Raw genomic sequence first — 23,024 nt, 5'->3', positions numbered from 1 at the left:
TAGTGTTTACTTTATTTAATGTTGACTATTTTAAATGGTTACCGGCATGGTTACTTTACTTTCCACCATATTATCATTCAGGTTCTTTATTTCAAAATGTGCTTTGCCCTGGTACATCAGGTTCAGCCTGTCCTGTGTGCTTTTAATACCAAAGCCATCACCATTCATATTGCCATTCAGCTGGCCGGTGTTTTGCACCAGTAATTCCAGGTTATCGCCTTTAAAGTCGGCCACAATACGCACCACGCCACCATCTACCAATTTGCTGATGCCATGTTTAATAGAATTTTCTACCAATGTTTGCAGCATCATCGGCGGCACCTGTTGCCCCAAAGTATCCTGGTCAATATCCATTTCCACATTCAGCCTTTCTTCAAAACGCATATGTTCCAATGCAAGATAATCCTTTACAATATCCAGTTCTCTTTGCAGCGATACTGTTTCTGCTTTTTCAGCCTTCATGCTGCTGCGTAAAATATTGCTCAGTTCGGTAATGGCGGTTCTTGCACGGCCGGGATTTTCATCTACCAACGCCCTTATACTGTTTAAAGAATTAAAAATAAAATGCGGATTGATATGTGATTTTATCGTTTTTAATTCCAGCTCTTTTACCGTGCTCTCCAGCTTTAACCGGTCCAGCTGGTCCTTCCTGTTCTTATCCACATAATGATAAACGATATAGATCAGGAACCATAGTGCCACCAGTAAAATATTCTGGTAAATCTGGATGGGTACTGTTTTGTCTTCATACTTCCAGATGCCCTGGCTATTGCGGTGCCAGCCGGTGTTTTTCCTGATATCTGAAATGGTTTTTTTACTGAGAGAATCTTTAACCGGGGTTGAGGCGTAATATGCCACTTTATCAAGCCCGGCATTGGCTTCCAGCTTTTTGGCTTTTTCCAGTTTAAAATTCTGGATATAATGATCAAATGAATAATTGGTGCTGCTTTCAATAGCATTACCACCGTAAGAAAATATGAGCGCAGTAGCTACAATACCAACAATAAAAGCCAGGAAAAGGCGGTTGAAAGAAAACCTGAGCCAGTGCGTTTTTTTTATCACCGTTCTTAAAAGATGGGTAGATATAATACCGCAGCAAAACAAGATGCCGATACTGATAAGGTATTCCGTATCGCCGCCATGCTGGTCAAACTGTTCTTTAAAAACAACCAGGTTAAAATAGATATGAATAAGGCTGAAAATACCCCAGCCCAATATCTGGCACGCCCAATATCTTACGTTTATTTTACCCATAATGCAAATCTAAACTTCAAGATAGTGAAAATACGGTGTGTTTTGATTAATGGCGAAATGCAGTTGTGGGAGGTTGGGTTGTTAACAAGCTGTAGTGGCAACCTTTTGACCGGTTTTTTTGTGGTTTGTGCAACCCTTTTGTATAGCGTTCAATCTACCACTTATTAACTAAAACTTAAAACAAGTAAGATGTCATTTAATCTGATCGATGCAGCAAAAAACCTTTTTACCAACGAATTGGTTGGCAAGGCAAGTGCTTATTTAGGCGAAAGCGAAACAGGTGTTTCCAAAGCCATAAGCGGTATTTTACCCACTGTTATCAGCGGTTTAATAAATAAAGCGGCAACGCACGAAGGCGCTGCCACAGTGGCCAATATGGTTGCTGAGCAACATAATACAGGTATCTTAAATAACCTGGGTAGTTTTTTTGGAAATGATGGTGGCAGTCTTTTAAATAAAGGTGCCGGCTTGCTCAATGGCCTGTTCGGTCATAAAGCAGATGGCATCATCGGGTTGATCTCTAATTTTTCAGGTATAAGAAATTCTTCTGCAGCTTCCCTGTTAAGTATGGCCGTTCCGGCAGTATTGGGTTTATTAGGCAGGCATTCCAATGCAAACGGTACTACCGGGATTGGCGCTTTGCTAAATGGCCAGAAAGATCATATCGCAGCAGCATTGCCCTCCGGATTAAATTTAAGCAGTGTTTTAGGTAATGCAGGAGCAAAAGTAAGCGATATCAGCACTGCTATAAAATCTCCCACAGTAAATTATAGCAATGAAAAAGCAGCAGGATCGGGTAGCGGACTGCGCCTTTTACTGCCCCTGCTTTTATTGGTGGCTGCGGCCCTGCTGGCATGGTATTTATTTGGCAAAGGTTGCAATAACAGCACAGATAAAACGGCCGGAGATACAGATACCACAGCAATTAAAACGGAACAAAACACAGGCGAAATAAAAAATGCAGAAGTTGCCGCCGCAGGTAAATTAGATACCTTAACCGGAGACTGGATCTATGATGCCGGCGAAATGGCTACCATTGATTTACCCAACAACGGCGGTTCATTAACCGTAGGTAAAAACAGTACCGAATACAAACTCATCAATTTTTTAAATGATAAAAGCAAGGCAGTGGATACTGTAAAAGGTGATTGGTTTGAATTTACCAATGTACATTTTAAAAAAGGTGGCAGTGAATTAACTGATGAATCAATAGCGCAACTGAAAAATATGGTGGCCATAGTAAAAGCCTATCCCGCTGCTAAGTTTAAATTTGGCGGGTATACAGATAATACCGGCTCCGATGATATCAATATTCCCTTATCTCAAAAAAGGGCAGCGGCAGTTTCGGAGATGGTAGTTAAACTGGGCGCACCAAAAACCAGCTTTGTTGATGCTAAAGGGTATGGCAGCCAATGGCCAATTGCAACTAATGATACTAAAGAAGGACAGGCACAAAACCGCCGTGTAGCAGTAAATGTAAAAGCAAAATAGTTTTTAAGCATGACCTACATATAGCCTCCGGATACCCGGGGGCTTTTGTTTTTGGGTTAACAATTCACTGATCAATTTAAAAGGCTTAAATCCCTATTTTTGCCGATATGCAATTAATTCCGGTAAACGATAAAACAACTGCCCGGCAGTTTTTACAAGTAGCAGTAGATATCTATAAAAATGAACCCAACTGGATCCGTCCCCTGGATAAGGATATCAATGATGTTTTTTGTAAGGAAAAAAATAAGGCCTTTCGTTTTGGAGAAGCTGAACGTTGGATATTAAAAGATGAAAAAGGGAATTTAATTGGCCGCATTGCAGCATTTACCAACAAAAAATACAAGAATAAGGGCGACGATGTGGTAGTAGGGGGCATTGGTTTTTTTGAATGTATCAATAACCAGAAAGCCGCAGATCTTTTACTGGACACTGGTAAAAAGTGGCTGCAGGAAAGAGGGATGGAAGCCATGGACGGCCCCATAAATTTTGGCGAACGTGACCGCTGGTGGGGATTGGTTACAGACGGGTTTCACGAGCCGCTGTATTGCATGAATTATAACCCGCCCTATTACGTTAATCTTATAGAAAACTATGGGTTTAAACCCTTTTTTAACCAGATATGTTTTGGTATGGAGCCCCAGGCACCCCTGGTTGCCAAAGTGTGGGACAGGCATAATGCAGTAGAAAAAATGGGAGGATTCAGTTCATCCACCATTAAAAAAGACCAGCTGGAAAAATATGCGCAGGATTTTGCCACGGTATATAACAAAGCCTGGGCCGGGCATGGCGGTTTAAAACAGCTGGATAAAAAGCAGGTACTGGCCACATTTAAAAAAATGAAGCCCGTAATGGATGAAAAACTCGTTTGGTTTGCGTATTATAAAAACGACCCCGTGGCCATGTTTGTAAACCTGCCCGATTTAAACCAGTGGTTTAAACACCTGGATGGCAAATTCGGGCTCTTACAAAAGTTGAAATTTTTATGGCTGAAAAAATTTACCGCCAATGATAAATTTACCGGGTTGGTATTTGGCGTAGTACCCGAATGGCAGGGAAAGGGAGTGGATGCTTATATCATTGCAGAATCGGCCAAGGTTATTCAAACCACTAAATACCCCCGCTACGAAAAATATGAAATGCAATGGATAGGAGATTTTAATCCTAAAATGCTGAATATTGCCGATAGTATTGGCGAAACCTACCGCAGCCGCAACCTCACTACATACCGGTACCTGTTCGACAGAACAAAGGAATTCAAACGACACCCGATATTAATTTAAGATCTTACCCCCATCCCCTAAAGGGATGAAATTAGCAAGGCGTATGCTTTTTCAAATACAGCTTTTATGCAAAATGCAATTAAGCTTTTGTAAATTGCGGTATATTTAATCACTAAATTTTAAAAACTCCTTTAGGGGTTTGGGGCAAATGGATAAGTTCATCGTTTCAGCACGTAAATACAGGCCACAAAATTTTTCTACTGTTGTGGGCCAGGCGCATATTACCACTACTTTAAAAAATGCCATTAAGAATAACCAGTTGGCGCATGCCTTTTTATTCTGTGGTCCAAGGGGTGTGGGCAAAACCACCTGTGCAAGAATTTTAGCCAAAACTATCAATTGCGAAAATCAGACAAAAGACGGCGAGGCCTGCAATACCTGCCATAGCTGCGTTTCCTTTGATGCAGGTACTTCTTTAAACATTCATGAACTGGATGCGGCCAGTAACAACTCGGTAGATGATATCCGTAGCCTGGTGGAGCAGGTTCGTTTTGCACCACAGGCCGGCAAATACAAAGTGTATATTGTGGATGAGGTTCATATGCTGAGTGCCTCTGCATTTAATGCGTTTTTAAAAACGCTGGAAGAGCCCCCGCCTTATGCCATCTTTATTTTAGCTACAACAGAAAAGCATAAGATTTTACCCACCATTTTAAGCCGTTGCCAGATATTTGATTTTAAAAGAATTACTAATAACGATACGGTAGAGCACCTGCAGGAAATTTGTGATAAAGAAGAAATAAAAGCCGATAAGGCAGCCTTGCACATCATCGCACAAAAAAGCGAAGGCTGTATGAGGGATTCCTTAAGTATACTGGATAAGATTGTAAGTTTTACCAACGGGCAATTAACCTACAGCAATACTTTAGAGCACCTTAATATTTTAGATGAAGATTATTATTTTAAGTTTTTAGATTTTATGCAGCAGCAAAACATGAGTGATGCGATGTTGCTGTATGATGAAATTAACCGGAAGGGTTTTGAAGGCGATACCGTGCTGGAAGGATTTGCAGAATTTATAAGGAATATATTGGTGAGTAAAGATGCCAAAGCTGCCATATTGCTTGAAGTAGCCGAAGACTTTAAACAAAAATATTTGCAGGCGGCACAAAAAATAAACGCCGGCTGGCTGATAGGCGCACTCAACCTTTTAAACGAAGCAGAAATAAATTATAAGCAGGCACGTAACAAAAGATTGCTGGTGGAATTAACCATCATCAAACTAAGTTATTTGCAACAGGCCATTGAATTGGTGAACAACGATGGCGTTGTAAGTAAAAAAAAACTGGTTGACGCAACAAAGCCCGTAGCATTCAGGGCGGTGCCGATAATAAAGGTTAAAGAAGAAATGCAGGCTGCTGCTCAAAAGCCACAAACTGCAAAGCCGCAGGAAGCAAAATTAATTATAGAGGAGCCTGAAGTAAAGACCAGCCCAAAAAAGCCCGTCACATCTGCTCAGCAACCAACAGAAATACCCCAGCCCAAAACCGGTGGTATTGCATCGCTGGCTAAGATACGCCAGCAGGTTACCGAACAAAATAAAAATACAGGGGCTGCGGCCAAGGAACTAACAGAAGAAGAATTATATGTAGCCTGGGGCATATTTATTGAGCGCCTTATTAACAGGAAAAATCATTCGGCGGTTACCAATTTTAAAATGGCCACCCTTAAGATCATTGATAATAATACGATTGAGATTGTAACCGAAAATAATATCCAGCAAAAATTCATTGAGCAGGAAAGGGCCGATTTGGTAGAGCACCTGCAAACGCATTTTTGTAACCGGCAACTGGTATATACTGTAATTATTATTGAAAAGGAGTACGACTATCAGCCATCAGAAAAGACTTTAACCAGCAAAGAACAATACCTTAAAATTATTGAAGAATACCCGCTGGTAAAGGAATTAAAAGACCGCTTAAAATTAGAGTTGGATTATTAAAAAACCAGTTTCGGGTTATGCGTTTTGTGTTTTGATTGTTTGCGAAGTGTTTAAATGTAATTCGATCGCTAACAATCAAAAACAAAACAAACCCGTAACCCGTAACTTTTTCGTTCATTTCCTCTTTTTGCATTAATTTCGAACCTCAATTCATAAAAAATCAGAAATAAGTAATATATGGCAGAAGTGATACGCATGCCGCTGTTGAGCGATACGATGACAGAAGGGAAGATAGTAGCCTGGAATAAGAAGGTAGGCGACAAAGTAAAAAGTGACGATTCTCTTGCTGATGTGGAAACGGATAAAGCCACTATGGAAGTAGTAGGCTATGCAGATGGTGTGTTACTGTACATTGGTGTTCCGGCTGGCGAAGCTGCAAAAATTAACCAGATCATTGCTATTGTAGGTAAGGAAGGCGAAGACTATAAAAGTTTGCTGGATGCGGATGGCGGAGCTGCTAAAACAGCCCCAACAACTACGGCTGCACCTGTTGTAGCTGCTGCACCGGCACCAGCAACGGCAGCACCGGCTGCAACAAAAGTAGCATTGCCTGCAGGCGCAAAAGAAATCAGGATGCCTTTATTGAGCGATACTATGACGGAAGGCAAGATTGTTTCCTGGAATAAAAAGGTAGGTGATTTTGTAAAAAGCGACGATGTGTTAGCCGATGTGGAAACCGACAAAGCTACTATGGAAGTAGTAGGATACGAAGAAGGTACTTTATTGTATGTGGGAGTTGAAGCCGGCAAAGCGGCCAAAATTAATGAGATCATTGCTATTGTGGGTAAACCCGGAACAGATGTAAGTGCTTATGTGGCTGCTGAAAAATCGGGCGCAAATGCGGGGCAAGCCCAGGTTGCAACGGCGCCACCGCAAGAGCAGGCTGCAAGTGTAACTGCTCAGCCTGTTGCTGCAGAACCTGTAGCTGCAACCAATGGCAGGGTAAAAGCTTCTCCTTTAGCAAAAAAATTAGCTGCAGATAAAGGTATCGATATCAGTAAAGTAAGTGGTAGTGGAGATGGAGGAAGAGTGACCAAGAAAGATGTGGATGGGTATGTACCATCAGCAGCGCCTGCTGTTACTGCTCCTGCTGCAAAAGCAGCCACAGCTCCTGCATACACAGGTGGCGCAGAAGGCCATACCGATGTGCCGCTTACGCAAATGCGCAAAGTAATTGCACGCCGCTTAAGCGAAAGCAAATTCAGCGCACCGCATTTTTATTTAACCATGGAAATCAACATGGATAATGCAATGACGGCAAGGGTGGCGATGAATGAAGTAAGCCCTGTTAAAATTTCTTTTAACGACATGATCATAAAAGCGAGTGCTATGGCATTGCGCAAACATCCTGATGTAAACAGCAGTTGGATGGGAGAATTTATCCGTCAGAATCATCATATTCATATTGGTAGTGCATTGGCATTACCCGAAGGTTTGATTGTGCCGGTAATTCGTTTTGCTGATCAGAAAAGCTTATCACAAATTGCTGCCGATGCAAAAGAATTGTACGGTAAAGCAAAAGATAAGAAATTACAGCCTGCAGAATTCAGTGGCAACACCTTTACCATTTCAAATTTGGGCATGATGGATATTGAAGAATTTACTGCTATCATTAATCCGCCGGACAGTGCTATTTTAGCTGTAGGCGCTATTAAAGAAAAAGTAGTGAAAAAAGGCGATGGTTTTGGTGTAACCAATATCATGAAGTTAACGTTGAGTTGCGATCACAGAAGTGTGGATGGTGCTGTAGGCGCTGCCTTCTTACAAACATTAAAGAAATATTTAGAGAACCCGGTAACTATGTTGGTGTAGGTTTCTAAAACATATTTGAAAGCGTTAGTTGTAAAAGGCTAACGCTTTTTTTATAGGTAAGATTTTAATATCTTGATTGCTTAAAAATAATCGGTAAAATATGAAAAAAGCGCTACTGTTTTTTGCAGGTATTTTTGTTTGTATGCTTTCCTTTTCGCAGGAAATTGTAAACCTGGTATTTGTAAGTGATAACGGGATTACAGATAATATTAAGGATGCCCACTCTTATATCGTAGTAAAAAAATACCCTTCCTGTTTTCAACGGCTTGATTACGGTATAAATAAACCATTGCAAAGACTTAAAACTTATTCTGACTCCAGCTTATCAGTTTTAGAAGGCGATTACTACGAGTACGATACAAACGGACGCATGATTAAAAGCGGGTATTATGAAAATAATTTAAAGGCAAGAACATGGTATTATTACAACGACACTTTTAAAGTAATACTTAAAGAACAGTACGAAGCAGGAGTATTAATAAATACAATTAATCCTGATACAATAAAAGACAAAACGAAAGACGAAACAGCAGTAAAAAAAGTTGAAGTAGAAGCACAATATGGTAAAGGGAAAAATGACTGGGGTAAGTACCTTTCTAAAAATTTAAATGGCGATGTGGCAGATAATTCCGTTGCTGGCGGTGAGGTGGTGGTTCAGTTTGTAGTAAATATAAGTGGCACCTGTACAGATGTTCACCTGGCAAAATCAGTTGAATTTGTATTGGATGAAGAAGCAATCAGGGTAATTGAAAAATCGCCGCTATGGCAACCGGCATTTCAGGATGGCAGAAAAGTAAATGCATACAGGCGGCAACCCATAAACTTCAGCAAACAGTAAAATTAATTTTCAATAAGTTTTGAAAATTCAATAAATGCTTTATCTTTGTGCTATAAATAATACATTATGAAACTGACCGAAGCAAAAGCACAGTTTATCAGCAGTTGGGGCGCCTTTGGTACGCATTGGGGTATCAACCGCACTATGGCGCAGATACATGCGTTATTGCTTATCAGTCCCGACCCTATCACCCAGGATGATATTATGGAACAACTCAACATCAGCAGGGGCAACGTAAATATGAATACCCGTGACCTGGTGGATTGGGGATTGGTAGACAGGGTGCTGATACCCGGCGAACGCAAGGAATTTTTCAGTGCCGAAAAAGACATCTGGAAAGTAGCCACACAAATCATCAAGGAAAGAAAAAAAAGGGAACTGGACCCCATGCTTAAATTATTAAGCCAGCTTGAAAAAGTGGAAGGCGATAAAAAAGATAAGGACACCAAACAGTTTTTAGATACAGTTGCCGGCATCAGGAAATTTGGCGGACAGGCCGATAAAATGCTGGATGTAATGATAAAAGCAGATGAGAGTTGGTTTTTAGGAAGTTTATTAAAGTTCTTTAAATAGTTTTTTACATGATCTGGCGCCCTCGTCTGATCATGGGTGAAAACACAAGCTGCATTTTGCAGCTTTTATTTAGCAATATAGTTTCAATATTTTCTGAAATTATAAAATACACGGTTATGAAACAATTTAAAATAGTAGATTTCTGGATCAGCATCGGGCTGATAATTTCCTTCACAATCATATCAATTCTTGAAGGAATGGAAGATTTTCTACATAATTATTTTACTTCAGGTTATTTTATAGTGGGCGGATGGCAGGTGATCAGTATGTTGGTGCATGCCTTTAATCGTTGCTTTACTGCCAGGTGGCAGGCAAGATATATTTATCACTGGATAGCTTTTATCGCTATTGTCACTATGCCGGGTTCATTTTGGGTATTGCTTTATGCTGCACCTTTAATGGCAGTTTATTATACTTACTTATGCTACAAAGAAACCTATATAAAAATGAAACGTCCTTTATCAATACTTAAATAATATTTATCACACTCTAAACAAATTTTTATGAATTACATTATCATCACCTACTGCCTTTATCTTACTATCACCATTGCTTTAACCATGTGGGTAGCCAGAACATTATTTAAAAACGGGAAAGTGTTTTTGGTAGATATTTTTCATGGCAATAAAGAATTAGCAGACAGTGTAAACAATTTACTTTTAGTGGGCTTTTACCTGGTGAATATTGGTTATGCAGTATATACCCTACAGGTTACCAGCAGCATCACAAACTTCCAGGAAGTAATAGAAAAGTTAAGTGTGAAAGTAGGATTTATTATTTTGATATTGGGCGCCATGCACTTTTTTAACCTCTACATCTTTTTTACATTAAGAAAGAAAGCCACTATGGAAAAAAGATTTAAGACAAATGTCATCAGTTAACAGGTTTGTTATTGAAAGAGAAAAATGAAAATTGTAAACATAACATATTTTAAAATTATTGTGATGCTGGTTTGTATAGCTGTTACAGCATTTACACTTAGCCGTTATGCGTTATTGGTTCAGCATCTTTTAAAAATACATTATAACTGGCAGTTTGAATTGTTTATGGTTGCAGGTATGTTGTTTTTTCAGTACCCGTTCATTTATAAAAATAACCGGAAGTTAAAACTGGCGTATTATTTTAATATGCTGCTGGTTTCATTAATGGGTGCAGTATTACTCTGGCCATTACTTATTGTTAATCATTTTGAATATTGTGTTGACCTGGTGAATATCATTTATTTTTTTGCTGTGGTGTGGGTTATGTTTTGGGAACATAAAAGAATAGTGGCCAGGCTTTCGTTGCCCGTTTTTATTTCGTACACCTGGGTATTATATCGCCTTATTATTTTAATTTTTATACTGTAAACTATGAAACAGAAAATCATCATCGCCGGGGGAACAGGATTTGTTGGACAATACCTTACTGAAAAATTTATTGCTGCAGGATATGAGGTAATTATTATTTCACGGCAGCAAGGCCATATACCATGGAATGATACCGCTGCAATTATTAATGCGCTGGAAAATGCCACAATGCTTATTAACCTTGCCGGCAAATCTGTTGATTGCAGGTATAATGAAAAAAATAAAAAGGAAATTTTAGATTCAAGGGTAAACACCACAAAAGCGTTGGGCGAAGCAATATTGCAATGCCAAAATCCTCCGGCACTCTGGATCAATTCCAGCACTGCTACTATTTACCGCCATGCACAAGACAGACCCATGACAGAAAGCAGCGGGGAAATTGGTTCCGGCTTTTCGGTAAATGTTGCCACAAACTGGGAAAAAATATTCTTCAGTTATAAATTACCTGCAACAAGGCAGGTGGCACTGCGGATGGCAATTGTATTAGGAAAGAACGGAGGAGTGGTCCCTCCCTTAAAAAATTTAGTACGCTTTGGTTTAGGCGGCAGGCAGGGCAGTGGTAAACAAATGTTCAGCTGGATACATATTGAAGATGTGTACAATGCCATTGTTTTTTTACAGCAACACCAGGGGTTAAATGGTGTTTTTAATACTGCCGCACCCAACCCGGTTAATAATACAACCCTGATGCGGCTATTCAGAAAAAAAAGGAAAGCCATAATTGGCTTACCCACACCAGCATGGCTTTTAAAATTGGGGGCTATAATCATTAAAACAGAAACCGAACTGGTTTTAAAAAGCCGCTGGGTAATTCCGGAGCGTTTATTACAGTCGGGCTTTGTTTTTGTATATCCTGTATTGGATGAAGCACTTAACAATATCCTCATTGGTGAATAAGTCAAACAAAGAAGAGTGAAAAATGAGGCGTAACTTTGCCATAGAAATGAAACAACAACCTTTAATATTATTTGATGGGGTTTGCAATTTTTGTAACAGCTCGGTAAATTTTGTTATCAAAAAAGATAAAAAGGCACAGATACAATTTGCTCCGCTGCAATCAGAAAAAGGGCGGCTTTTTTTAAGACAATACAATTACCCCGAAAACAATTTAAACTCATTTGTGTTTATTGAAGACGGTAAAGTGTATACACAATCTACAGCTGCGTTAAGGGTAAGCAGGTATTTAAAAGGATTGTGGCCTTTATTGTATGGTTTTATCATTGTTCCCAAATTCATCCGTGATGGTATTTATAATTGGGTTGCAAAAAATCGCTATAAATGGTTTGGTGTAAAAGATCAGTGTATGATACCTTCCCCGGATGTAAGGGCCAGATTTTTAAATTAACATGACAACAAAAAAAACATTGGTTATAGGGGCCTCCGAAAATCCTGCCCGTTACAGTAACCTTGCCGTAAAAAAACTTACGGCATACCAGCATCCTGTAATTGCACTGGGCAAAAAAACAGGTGTTATTGATAACACCGTTATTGAAACCGAAAAGAAAGCTTTTGAAAATATTGATACCGTTACCTTGTATCTGAATCCATTGCATCAAAAGGAATATTACGATTATATTTTCTCTCTCCATCCTAAGCGTATCATTTTTAACCCGGGTGCCGAAAATGATGACCTGGCAGCTCTTGCAACTGCCAAAGGTATTGTGGCACAGGAAGCCTGCACACTGGTTTTACTGAGTACAGGACAGTACTAAAATACCCTACAAACTGTGTAGATGTTTTTCTAAAAATGAGCGCTTTTCCCTGTAAATAAAATAAAAGAAAATGCCTCCCGTTCTGGGTCTGTAAACAAGTTATTCTTATAACTTCACAAACAGATCCAAATCATGAAAACCCTGATCCCTGCAGCAATACTATTGCTATGTATAGTATTTGCCACTACCGCTACTGCACAAGGTACTACCGGAGCCAAGCCCAGACTTTTCAGTAATTATCCCGGAAAAATTATTTGTTCGCAACAGGAGTTAAGCAAAGTATTTTCCGCAGGTGTAAATCAAAGTGTTGACCTTAATTTTTCTGATAATTTTTTATTCAGTGGTACAGTAACCAGTAATGTAGTAAAGTATGCCAACCTGCAAACAGCAACTATAAAATCGCCTGCTTTTGCGGATGCTGTATTTGCCATATCTAAAATTACCAATGCCGATAAAAGTATCAGTTATATCGGGCGTATCATTAACACAAAATATTTTGACGGATACGAACTTAAAAAAGACGCAGCCAATAATTATCAACTTTTAAAAATAGAAACTGACCAGGTAATACAGGTTTGCAGCCAGAATTAGCAGCCTGTATACGATCCCCTTAATGAATATGAATCCTAAATCCACCTACTATGAAAAAGCTATCTCTGCTTACTGTTTTAGCATTACTCACCCTACTAACATCAGCCGTTCCAAAACTCAGCAGCTACCCTTCGGCAACAGCCGTTATATTCCTGGATTTTGATGGCCATTACGTACAAAGTACGGTCTGGAATGGTGGCGCACCCATTACCTGTGCACCATCAACAATGACGGATCCGGAAATTACAGAAGCCTTTAACCGCACAGCAGAAGATTATCGGCCATTTGATATTAATATCACTACCGATTCCACCGTTTTTTTAGCTGCACCATTAAACAAACGTATCCGTATCATCATTACACCAACAAGCAGTTGGTTTGGGGGAGTTGGTGGCGTGTCTTATATCGGTTCTTTTACCTGGGGCGATGATACACCTGGTTTTGTTTTTTGCGATCGCCTGGGGCCTAACAGTCCTAAAATGGTTGGCGAATGTTGCTCACACGAAAGCGGGCACACGGTAGGGTTATCTCATCAATCCAAATACGGAAGTGATTGCGTAAGCCCGATAGAAACCTATAATATTGGCTATGGGGTAGGTGAGCCCAGCTGGGCACCTATTATGGGCAACAGTTATTACAGGAATATGAGCAACTGGAATAATGGCCCTACACCTTATGGCTGTACCAATATCCAGGATAACCTGTCAATCATCACCACTCAAAACGGTTTTGGCTACAGGCCCGATGATTATACAGAAGTAATGAATGGTAGTACAACAGTGCTGCCTGCAGGAAGCTTTGTAAAGAATGGCATCATCACTACCAATACCGATAAAGATGCCTTTAAATTTTCAATTACGCAAAGCGGCAGTTTTCATTTAACAGCAGTGCCATTTAGTGTAGCTGCAAACAACACAGGCGCTAACCTGGATATTAAACTGGAATTGTATAATAATTCCGGCACATTGATCAATACCTACGATCCTGCCGGCTCTATGAGTGTTACAGTGGATACCGTGTTAAATACCGGCAATTATTATATTAAAATTGACGGCAGTGGTAATGTGAATATCGGCGAGTATGGTAGTCTTGGCGCTTACACATTAAGTGGAGGAAGCGTTGTGTTACCAATAAAAGATATTGCTTTAACCGGCAATACAGATAACAACAAACATAATCTTGCCTGGAATATTATTGCGGACGAGCCAGCAAAAACTATTGAAGTGCAGGTATCTGCAGATGCAATAAACTATAAACACCTCACCACAGCAGGAGCAGGCACCAAACAATTTTCTTATGTGCCTTTTGAAAACGCACCTGAATATTACCGTATAAAAGTAACCTCGGTAATTGGCCAGGAGGCTTATTCCAATGCGGTTTTTTTAAAAGGAATTGTTGGTAAAACAGATAATAATTTTAAAGTATCTACGTTAATACAGAACGAAATAACCGTACATGCATCCGTGCCCTACCAGTACCAGTTGAGCGATATCAACGGTAGTGTAATCTGCAAAGGAATTGGCGTTAAAGGTTTTAATAGCCTCAACATCAGCAACCAGCCCCGGGGGATGTATATCATACAGTTATTCAGCAATAACCAGGTACAATCAGAACGAATTATAAAACAGTAAGGTAGATTCATGTGTAAGTTAAGGGTCAGCGTTAGGGGCTGGCCCTTTTTTAATGCCTCATATTTTAGCAAATAATAAGTAATTGATCTTTCAGGCTGTTGCCAAACAGCTTGCCAGGCGGCAGTTATAAGAAATTATTAATTGTAAATTATCCATTATTCATTCGCTTAAAAATCCGTAACTTTAAAAAACCCATTTTTATGTTATGGAGAAAATTTAATGGTGATCCTATTCAACTTCCCATCAAAAATGCTGTAGAACAAGCTATCAAAAGAGAAACAGCAAATGGCTTTCATTTAAAAGTTTGTATTGGTACCGACAGCCAGGTAAAAGGCAAAGAAACTGAGTTTGCAACAGTTATTGTTTTTTTGCGTGAGGGCCATGGCGGCTTTATGTTTATTCACAACGAAAAAACATTGCACCAGTACAGCATTAAAGAAAGGATGTTGGTGGAAGTGGCCAAGAGTATTGAAATTGCGTATGAACTGTGCGACCTTTTTACAGAGTACAATGTAGACATGGAAGTGCATGCCGACATTAACACCAATCCGCAGTTTAAAAGCAATGAAGCATTACGTGAAGCCATGGGCTATATCCTGGGAATGGGTTTTGCCTTTAAAGCCAAGCCTGAAGCCTTTGCCAGCAGCAGCTGCGCCAATAAGGTAGTGAATTAATAAAGCACTTGTTTTTAAGTGCAGTCTGTAGTAAAAATTACGGACAGTAGATCTGTCTCCCTTTATTTTTCCTCCCCAACCTTACTATTCGTCTCTTCAATAAAATTTAAGATCTTATCTCTGCCCAGTTTTTTTGTAGCACTGGTAATAAAATATTGTGGTAAAAACTGCCAGGTCTTTTTCATGGCACTAAAAAAATCTTTTATGTTTTTGCTTACTATGCTCTGGCTTTCTTTATCTGTTTTGGTAAAAATGAGGCTGAAAGGCACATCCCATTTTCTTAACTGGTCTAAAAATTCAAGGTCATTTTTTTGTGGCGAATGGCGGCTGTCGATCAATACAAAAACCATGGTAAGATTCTCTCTTTTGCGCAGGTAGTTTTCTATCATTTGTTCCCAGCGCCGGCGGCTGCTCTGGCTTACTTTGGCAAAGCCATAACCGGGCAGGTCCACAATATACCACTGGCTGCTGCCGGCATCACCTGCAACAGGTGGTTTATAAGCATTGCTCTTTGCAGTAACTTTTGCCGCAGGGGCATTATCGTCTTTTGCAGGTAAGGATGAAAATATTTCGAAATGATTGATCATTTGTGTTTTGCCGGGGGCTGAGGATGTTTTGGCCAGCTTATCATAATTACACAACATATTGATTAGAGAAGATTTGCCCACATTACTCCGGCCTATAAACGCATATTCCGGTTTATCCGGTACCGGGCACTTGGTATAATCGGGGCTGCTGATAAGATACTTGGCGTATTTAATGATCATGCTGCAAAGATATAGTTAGTTGGCTGTTTTCAATTGGTACTACAGCGTGAAGATTGCTGTTATAGTAATCTTAAACTACTAAACCCTGCCCTGCCAAACTTGTAAACCCTAAACCTTAAAGCCTAAAACCTGTTATCTTTGCACTATGACAGAATTTGCTCATGATACGGTGGTGCCCTATAAGGATGGCGAGGGCAGTAAAAAGCAGCAGGTGGCCGCCATGTTTAATGATATTGCGTTTAAATACGATTTTCTGAATCGTTTTTTAAGTGCAGGCATCGATATCAGGTGGCGGAAAAAAGCCATTCAGCAAATTGCTGATCTGCGCCCGAAAAATATCCTGGATGTGGCTACCGGTACAGCGGATGTGGCCATTATGGCGTCTGGTATATTAAAGCCCGAGAAAATAACGGGCATTGATATTAGTGACGGTATGCTGGAAATTGGCAGGCAAAAGGTAGAAAAGGCTGGTTTAAAAGGAATTATAGAGTTGTTAAATGGAGATAGCGAAACAATAAATTTTAAAGACAATTCGTTTGATGCGGTAACCGTAGCTTTTGGGGTGCGTAATTTTCAGCATTTGGAAAAAGGGTTGAGTGAGATACTGAGGGTGCTGAAACCCGGAGGAAAATTAGTAGTGCTGGAATTTAGTAAACCCAAAACGCCGGGAGTAAAAAGTTTTTACGATCTTTACATGAAAGTAATAACCCCTAACGTGGGTAAATTATTCTCAAAAAACCGCAACGCCTATAAATATCTCGACGAATCAATTCAAAAATTTCCTGAAGGCAAAAATTTTACTCAGATCCTGGATAACCTGGGATATTTAAACACTTATTGCAAACCACTCAGTTTAGGTATATGCAGCATTTATTGCGGTACAAAATAGCTTTTGTCCTATCGGCTTTTCTGTGTAGTCCTTTATTGGGTATATCTCAGTTAAGGGATGGTATTAATTTGCCCGATCATGATGAAAAGAATATTCACTTTGGTATCAACCTTGGTTTAAACCGGTCTCACTTTAGCTTTACACATCACCCCATTTTTATGCAACGGGATAGTGTAATGGTTGTAGAGAGTATCAACAGCACCGGGCTGAATCTGGCCTGGCTGGTAGATAAAAGACTGAGCGAACATTTTAACCTGCGCACTTTTCCATTAGACTTAACTTTTACTGAAAAAGCATTTGAATACAATTTAAAATATCCCGACAGGCCGGGAGGAGAAGATTCTGTTACCATTAAAAAAGTACAGTCCATATCCTTAACCTTTCCGTTGCAATTGAAATTCAGCAGCGACAGGATCGGTAATTTTAAAGTGTATATGATGGGCGGCGGTAAAGTAGAGTTTGATATGGCAGCCAATGCCGGTGCAAAAAAGGCTGAGAACCTGATTAAACTTAATCGACTCGATTATGGCATAGAAGCAGGATTAGGCTTTCACTTTTACTATCCTTACTTTGTATTAACACCCGAACTGAAAATAGGCTGGGGGCTGGGTAATTTGCATGCCCGTGATAAAGACCTTAAATTCTCCAATGTAATTGATCAGATCAACTCCCGTACCATTACTTTTTCTTTAACGGTGGAATAATTATTTTCTTGCAGCTTCTGTAATACTGAACTGCGCTTTTAAAAATTCAGCGATCTTGGTAAACAAATGTATCCGCACCGAATTGGGGCTTCCGTCACTGATATTATGCAGATAATCAGGATAAAATTGCTGGTCAAACTGTTTGCGGTTCTCAATTAATACTTTACTCAATTCCATGCTGTTTTGATAATGCACATTATCATCGGCCGTACCGTGCATCAGCAATAAACCGCCCTGGTAATTGGCTGCAAAATTTACCGGCGAAGCATTGTTATAACCTTCCGCATTTTCTCCCGGTGTTTGCAGCATTCGCTCGGTATAAATATTTTCATACAGGCGCCAGTTGGTTACGGGGGCAATAGCAACGGCGGCTTTAAATTGCCCTGCATATTTTGTAGCTGCTAACGATGACAAATAGCCGCCGTAACTCCATCCCATGATGGCAACATTTGCGGTATCGATACGATAGTTATTTTTAAGATAATTTTTAAAAGCAATGATATCTTCCATTTCCACATCGCCGGGTTTTTTATATGTCGCTTTTCTAAAAGCCTCGCCACGGCCCGGGGTGCCACGGGGGTCTATACAGGCTACTATATAACCCTGGTTGGCCAGGTACCGCATGGTTAAAGTCGTTTTGTCATCCCATTTGTCGGTTACTTCCTGTTTGCTTTGTCCGCCATACACGTAAATAATTACAGGCATCTTTTTTGATGGTGCATCATAGGGTTTTATTACCCATCCTTTTAAATCGTCTTTTGTGCTATTGGTAAATGATACAAATTCTGCTTTTGGAATTTTATAATCATTCATTTTTAATTTCAGCTCTTTATTCTCTAATAATTTACCATTGATAGTATTGCCATCTGTATTGTACATCTGCAGCGAAGAAGGTGTATTTAACGAGCTGTATTCATCAATAAAATAACGGTTATTAGTGGTCAGCTGTACGTTATGATAGCCATCGCCATCCGTTACTTTTTTTCTTTTGGTACCATCAATATTTATTTTGTACAAATGTTTTTCTCTTATGCCCGACTCGTTACCGGTATAATAAATATCGCCGGTACCTTCATTTACTGATTTAATTTCAAATACATCCCACTCGCCTTTGGTGATCTTTCTTTTTTGCATGCCCGCCAGCTTCACTTCGTAGATCTGGTTATAGCCACTATCTTCACTAAGCCACAAAAAACTATTGCGTGTAGGAATAAAATAAATATTACCGGGATCAACTTTTACGTAATCAGGTTTTGTTTCGCTTAAGATTATTGAAGTATGCCCTGTTTTAATATCTGCAGTAAGCACATCTAATTTTGTTTGCGGCCTGTTCAGCCTTTGTACAAATAAGGCTTTGCTATCGGGTTGCCATTTAATGCCCGTAACGTATTGATCGGGGTTAACACCAAGATCAACCTTGGACATGATCTTGTTTTTGATATTGTATATAAAAACACTCACTTCGGGCACCATTTCGCCGGCTTTGGGATAACGTTGTTTATTGGTTTCCGGATACACACGATCGTAATAGGAAATAGGAAAAGATTTTACCGCACTTTCATTAAAACGTAAAAAAGCAAGGTATTGCCCGTCGGGGCTCCATTGGTATGCCTGCATCATGCCAAAGCTATTTTCGTATAAAGCGTCGGCCATGCCATACAGGTTGTTGCCCATAGCACCATCATAGGTTACAGGCTGTACAAAGTCTGTCTGCAGGTCTTTAATATACAGATTACCTTCTCTTACATAGGCCAGTTTCCTGCTGTCGGGCGAAAAGCTGCTGTACGATTGCTTACCTTCGGCTGTAACAGGTTTTAATATTTTATTGGGGATATCCCAAACGTAATTAAATTCTTTGGTGGAAGTATTGAAGAGCGGCTCAATTTGCGTTTTGATAAGGATCCTGGAATCATCGGGAGAGAATTCATAATCTTCAAAAAAAGCAAAGGTTAACGGTGTTGAATCATTGGGTAGTTTTACCTGGTTGGTAAATACGGTGTCAATTAACCTGCCGGTTTCAAAATCAAGGGAAAAAATCATCTCCAGGTTTTTTTCGGGGCGTGCCTCTATAAATGCAAACCGGTTAACAGTGTGCATCATGTGAGTTTGTTTTTTCTTCTCATCAAAAAAACCACTCCAGATTCCGTCGAGGGGTAAATTCAGTTTTTCTTTCTTTTGGGCTCCAGCTCCAGATATAAAAAGCATACCTATGCATACAGCAGCAAATTTCCGGCTCATCATAAAATAATGATTAAGGTTGGTAAATAAACATTTTCATTGTGTAAGAACAATGATTTATCTGGATAAGGCTTACGCTGTGGTTGGTTTAAGAAGTCTCAAAAATAAGGCAAATATTTAATTTAAAAATCGTAATCTCTTTTAAACATATTTAAACGTACACCGGCAGAAAACATGGTAGTATTACTTTGCCCGGTTTTATTGGCTGTTTTATAATCCCTGTATTGAAGGGAAAGGTCAAAATAAAGATTCTCTTTCCATTCGTAAGAAACCTGCAACATGGCATTGAGGCAGGTGGCTTTGTTGCCGCTGCCAACTTCAAATCCTGTATTCTTAGTTCTTGTGGTATAATTTTTAAAAATATTACCGCCAAAGTTAACACCGCCACTATCCAGCCCCTGGTAATAATAAATTGCTTTGGCATTAATGTACCATTTTGGAGAAGGCTGCAAATTTATAATGGCCAGCACTTCCTGGAAGTTGGCACCCAGCGGGTGCGCCAGTGGCTGATTGTAATGGGTGTAATTGGCAATGGTATCGTTGTGTGAGTAGGTAAAAGGGCGTACACGGTTAGCTTCAACCTGTATATCAAGATTGCGTATACCAAATGCATCTAAATATTTTATGCCTGCCTGTATACCAAATTTATTGGTCCAGTTGGTGGGGTCATTTTTTACATTGGATAAAATGAATTCATCTAACAAAAACTGGCCGTAAAATTGAGCCCGGTGAGCAATATTCGCTTTAAAATCCAAACCGGCAACTGCATTATCGGGACTGCCCACAGTGCCTTCAATATGGCGATAAAAAATAATTGGGTTCAGGTATTGAAAATCGAAATGATTTTTCCTTCCGAATATAACGCCTTCGAACAGACCGATATTCAGCCATTTGGTAACGTTCATGCTCAGGTGATGCATGGCAGCATATTTCCTGTCTAACAAAGTATCGCCACTTTTTTTAAACTGTGGCATCAGCTCCATAAATAAATTCTGGTAATTAAATTTCCAGATCTTTGTATTGAGCTTTAAAAATAAATTGCTGTTGCCCCAGTCGCTTAAAAATAAACTGCGGTAACCGTTGCCGATAAAATTTTTATCGTACCCGAACTGCACATCAATATAATTTTTTACTGCTGCAAAAGTGATATACCCTCTTGCATCAAAATAATCGTAGCCATTTGTTTTAAAAGGTTTGTAAAATCCCACTCCCGGCACGGCTTTAAATGTATTTACCTGTTGCTGAAAAAACTGCGGTCCCCGTTCCTGGTTATCAGTGATCATGGTGGCAAACCCGAGCTTTTTAGCAATTAAGCCACGTGCTATTACGCCGCGGCTGTTTAAAAATGTTGGTTTGCTGGTACCTTGTTCAATACCTTCCGAAAATTGTAATACAGGATTTACCGCCAGAAAGAAATCATCATGTTTGATCTCTAAAAAATTGGTCTTGGTTTTATAAAAAGCTTTTAAAAGCGGTTTTTTGCTCATAAAATCCTGGCGTGGTGCCGATACCCATTCGGTATTATTCATCAAAAAACTATGCAGGTTATATTCATCAACCGGGCCAAGGTCAAGGTCGGTCCATTCGGGATATTTGTCACGCCCGGTTGAATCTGGGTAGCCCATTCTGGCACTGTCTAAAAATTCTGCCTGTTGTACTATTGCTTTACGGTTAAATGGCCTTAAGGTAGAAAAGTTGAGGTGGGTATTGGTTTGCTGCTTAATTTCCAGCCTTTCCACAAAATGAATGTCTTTGGAACCCTGGTTTAAATAAGTGGATTGTGCTGTTGCCAAAGCAGGACAAATAAAAAACAGCAGTTTGAAAAAGCTTTTAATAATTTGCATTTAAATATTTTATTTTAACAGGTACTAATTTCAAGATATGCAAAAATACCTTTTTAAGAACATACAGGTTGTAAATGAAGGAAAAATAAAAACCTCCGATGTGTTAACGGATGGTAAGTACATTGAGCGCATCGATAACCATATTGATGTAAAAGGGAATGTAGTGGAAATTGATGGCGAAGGAAAACATCTTTTTCCCGGGGTAATTGATGACCAGGTTCATTTCAGGGAACCGGGGTTAACGCATAAAGCCACCATTTATACCGAAAGCAAGGCTGCAGTGGCAGGCGGTGTTACCAGTTTTATGGAAATGCCCAATACGGTTCCTAATGCACTGACGGCAGATCTGCTGGAAGATAAATATAAAATTGCCGCCGCTACTTCCCTGGCCAATTATTCCTTTTTTATGGGTACCAGCAATAATAATGCAGAGGAAGTATTAAAGATGAATGCACATAAAAGGGATGTTTGTGGGGTAAAGATATTTATGGGGGCAAGCACCGGTAATATGCTGGTGGACAGTCATACTGCCCTGGATAAAATTTTCAGCGAAAGCGAAATGCTGATTGCCACACATTGCGAAGATGAAAGAATTATTAAAGCCAATTATGAACGACTAAAAAAAGAAAAAGGAGAGTTGTCTGCAGCCGACCACCCGCTGGTACGTGATGCAGAAGCTTGCTTTGAAAGTTCTTTAACGGCTATCCAGTTTGCCAAAAAATACAATAGCCGTTTACACATACTGCATATCTCTACCGAAAAAGAATTGCAGTTATTTGGCAATATGCTGCCTTTAAAAGACAAACGCATCACCACCGAGGTTTGTGTACACCATTTACATTTTACTGCAGATGATTATGAACAATTAGACTATAAAATAAAATGTAATCCCGCCATAAAAGCACCACACAATAAAGAGGCCTTATGGAAGGCCTTGTTGGATGACAGGCTAGATATAATTGCTACCGACCATGCGCCGCATACCTGGGAAGAAAAGCAGGGCAGTTACGAGCATGCACACGCAGGATTGCCTTTGGTGCAACATCCGTTGTTGATGATGCTGTACCATTACCAGGATGGAAGGATAAGCCTTACAAAAATTGCTGAAAAGATGAGCCATGCAGTGGCCGACTGTTTCCACATTGAAAACAGGGGCTATATCAGGGAAGGTTATTTTGCCGACCTGGTGCTGGTGGATTTAAATAAACCCTTTACTGTACAAAAAAGTAATATTTTATACAAATGTGGCTGGAGTCCCTTAGAGAATTTTACCTTTCCTGCATCTATAGAGAGAACAATGATAAATGGTAACATGATATATGACAAAGGAATGTGGAATGAAAGTGAGAAGGGGCAACGACTTTTATTTGACAGAGGCTGATAGCATTTACGGGTTGTTTATAAAGGTGACGGGTTATTTTTGTTTTTGATTGTT

General features: G+C 39.7%; 22 protein-coding genes. 18 read left to right on the top strand and 4 right to left on the bottom strand.

Annotation, left to right across the window (positions count from 1 at the left end; genetic code table 11):
- Positions 1-30: 30 nt before the first annotated feature.
- Entirely contained in the window at positions 31-1,254 is a 1,224-nt protein-coding gene (locus tag ACYVM0_RS16580; RefSeq protein ID WP_460558698.1) for a sensor histidine kinase, read from the bottom strand.
- Positions 1,255-1,443: 189 nt separating this feature from the next.
- Here ACYVM0_RS16580 and ACYVM0_RS16575 point away from each other — a divergent pair, with 189 nt between their 5' ends.
- From ACYVM0_RS16575 to ACYVM0_RS16505, 15 genes are all read left to right on the top strand, one after another.
- The gene (locus ACYVM0_RS16575; RefSeq protein WP_460558696.1) at positions 1,444-2,745 is read left to right on the top strand and encodes a DUF937 domain-containing protein; all 1,302 of its coding nucleotides are present in this window, start codon (positions 1,444-1,446) and stop codon (positions 2,743-2,745) included.
- 107 nt (positions 2,746-2,852) lie between these two features.
- The gene (locus ACYVM0_RS16570; protein WP_460558694.1) at positions 2,853-4,025 is read left to right on the top strand and encodes a hypothetical protein; all 1,173 of its coding nucleotides are present in this window, start codon (positions 2,853-2,855) and stop codon (positions 4,023-4,025) included.
- Positions 4,026-4,173: 148 nt separating this feature from the next.
- A complete protein-coding gene (locus ACYVM0_RS16565; protein ID WP_460559881.1) occupies positions 4,174-5,967 on the top strand; it encodes a DNA polymerase III subunit gamma/tau in 1,794 nt (597 codons plus the stop codon).
- A 177-nt stretch (positions 5,968-6,144) separates the two neighbouring features.
- A complete protein-coding gene (locus tag ACYVM0_RS16560) occupies positions 6,145-7,779 on the top strand; it encodes a pyruvate dehydrogenase complex dihydrolipoamide acetyltransferase (protein ID WP_460558692.1) in 1,635 nt (544 codons plus the stop codon).
- Positions 7,780-7,879: 100 nt separating this feature from the next.
- Complete coding sequence (locus ACYVM0_RS16555) at positions 7,880-8,617, top strand: energy transducer TonB (protein ID WP_460558690.1); 738 nt, start codon at positions 7,880-7,882, stop codon at positions 8,615-8,617.
- Positions 8,618-8,683: 66 nt separating this feature from the next.
- Positions 8,684-9,190, top strand: coding sequence for a GbsR/MarR family transcriptional regulator (locus ACYVM0_RS16550; protein ID WP_430986349.1), 507 nt, complete (start codon positions 8,684-8,686; stop codon positions 9,188-9,190).
- A gap of 116 nt (positions 9,191-9,306) precedes the next feature.
- A complete protein-coding gene (locus ACYVM0_RS16545; RefSeq protein WP_460558687.1) occupies positions 9,307-9,666 on the top strand; it encodes a hypothetical protein in 360 nt (119 codons plus the stop codon).
- 27 nt (positions 9,667-9,693) lie between these two features.
- Positions 9,694-10,071 (top strand): hypothetical protein, encoded by a 378-nt coding sequence (locus tag ACYVM0_RS16540; RefSeq protein ID WP_460558685.1) that lies wholly within the window; start codon positions 9,694-9,696, stop codon positions 10,069-10,071.
- A gap of 24 nt (positions 10,072-10,095) precedes the next feature.
- Positions 10,096-10,539 carry a hypothetical protein gene (locus ACYVM0_RS16535; protein ID WP_460558683.1) on the top strand — a complete coding sequence of 148 codons (444 nt, stop codon included), beginning with the start codon at positions 10,096-10,098 and terminating at the stop codon, positions 10,537-10,539.
- Between the two features lie 3 nt (positions 10,540-10,542).
- Positions 10,543-11,436, top strand: a complete 894-nt coding sequence (locus ACYVM0_RS16530) for an epimerase (RefSeq protein WP_460558681.1) — start codon at positions 10,543-10,545, stop codon at positions 11,434-11,436.
- 22 nt (positions 11,437-11,458) lie between these two features.
- Positions 11,459-11,884 (top strand): thiol-disulfide oxidoreductase DCC family protein, encoded by a 426-nt coding sequence (locus ACYVM0_RS16525; RefSeq protein WP_460558679.1) that lies wholly within the window; start codon positions 11,459-11,461, stop codon positions 11,882-11,884.
- A gap of 1 nt (position 11,885) precedes the next feature.
- Positions 11,886-12,251, top strand: a complete 366-nt coding sequence (locus tag ACYVM0_RS16520) for a CoA-binding protein (protein WP_460558677.1) — start codon at positions 11,886-11,888, stop codon at positions 12,249-12,251.
- Positions 12,252-12,383: 132 nt separating this feature from the next.
- Positions 12,384-12,842 (top strand): hypothetical protein, encoded by a 459-nt coding sequence (locus ACYVM0_RS16515; RefSeq protein WP_460558675.1) that lies wholly within the window; start codon positions 12,384-12,386, stop codon positions 12,840-12,842.
- Positions 12,843-12,892: 50 nt separating this feature from the next.
- Positions 12,893-14,473 (top strand): T9SS type A sorting domain-containing protein, encoded by a 1,581-nt coding sequence (locus ACYVM0_RS16510; protein ID WP_460558673.1) that lies wholly within the window; start codon positions 12,893-12,895, stop codon positions 14,471-14,473.
- A gap of 200 nt (positions 14,474-14,673) precedes the next feature.
- The gene (locus ACYVM0_RS16505) at positions 14,674-15,147 is read left to right on the top strand and encodes a ribonuclease H-like YkuK family protein (protein ID WP_430986358.1); all 474 of its coding nucleotides are present in this window, start codon (positions 14,674-14,676) and stop codon (positions 15,145-15,147) included.
- 62 nt (positions 15,148-15,209) lie between these two features.
- Here ACYVM0_RS16505 and ACYVM0_RS16500 read toward each other — a convergent pair whose 3' ends face one another.
- Positions 15,210-15,914: a GTP-binding protein gene (locus ACYVM0_RS16500; RefSeq protein WP_460558670.1), complete on the bottom strand. Its 705-nt coding sequence runs from the start codon at positions 15,912-15,914 to the stop codon at positions 15,210-15,212.
- Between the two features lie 145 nt (positions 15,915-16,059).
- Between ACYVM0_RS16500 and ubiE the strand changes: the two genes are divergently transcribed.
- Together ubiE and porT are read left to right on the top strand one after the other, a co-directional pair.
- Positions 16,060-16,803, top strand: a complete 744-nt coding sequence (gene ubiE, locus ACYVM0_RS16495) for a class I SAM-dependent methyltransferase (RefSeq protein WP_460558668.1) — start codon at positions 16,060-16,062, stop codon at positions 16,801-16,803.
- Positions 16,776-17,507 carry a type IX secretion/gliding motility protein PorT/SprT gene (gene porT / locus ACYVM0_RS16490; protein ID WP_460558666.1) on the top strand — a complete coding sequence of 244 codons (732 nt, stop codon included), beginning with the start codon at positions 16,776-16,778 and terminating at the stop codon, positions 17,505-17,507. The genes ubiE and porT overlap by 28 nt, the downstream gene beginning before the upstream one ends.
- On the opposite strand, the gene ACYVM0_RS16485 is transcribed toward porT, so the two are convergent.
- The gene (locus tag ACYVM0_RS16485; protein ID WP_460558664.1) at positions 17,508-19,607 is read right to left on the bottom strand and encodes a S9 family peptidase; all 2,100 of its coding nucleotides are present in this window, start codon (positions 19,605-19,607) and stop codon (positions 17,508-17,510) included.
- Between the two features lie 260 nt (positions 19,608-19,867).
- A complete protein-coding gene (locus tag ACYVM0_RS16480) occupies positions 19,868-21,589 on the bottom strand; it encodes a capsule assembly Wzi family protein (RefSeq protein ID WP_460558661.1) in 1,722 nt (573 codons plus the stop codon).
- Between the two features lie 37 nt (positions 21,590-21,626).
- Here ACYVM0_RS16480 and ACYVM0_RS16475 point away from each other — a divergent pair, with 37 nt between their 5' ends.
- Entirely contained in the window at positions 21,627-22,970 is a 1,344-nt protein-coding gene (locus ACYVM0_RS16475; protein WP_460558659.1) for an amidohydrolase family protein, read from the top strand.
- The last annotated feature ends 54 nt before the right edge of the window (positions 22,971-23,024 follow it).

The organism is Ferruginibacter profundus (assembly GCF_054783275.1).
Note: the sequence above shows the minus strand (reverse complement) of the source record. Positions and strands in the feature narration are given on the sequence as shown.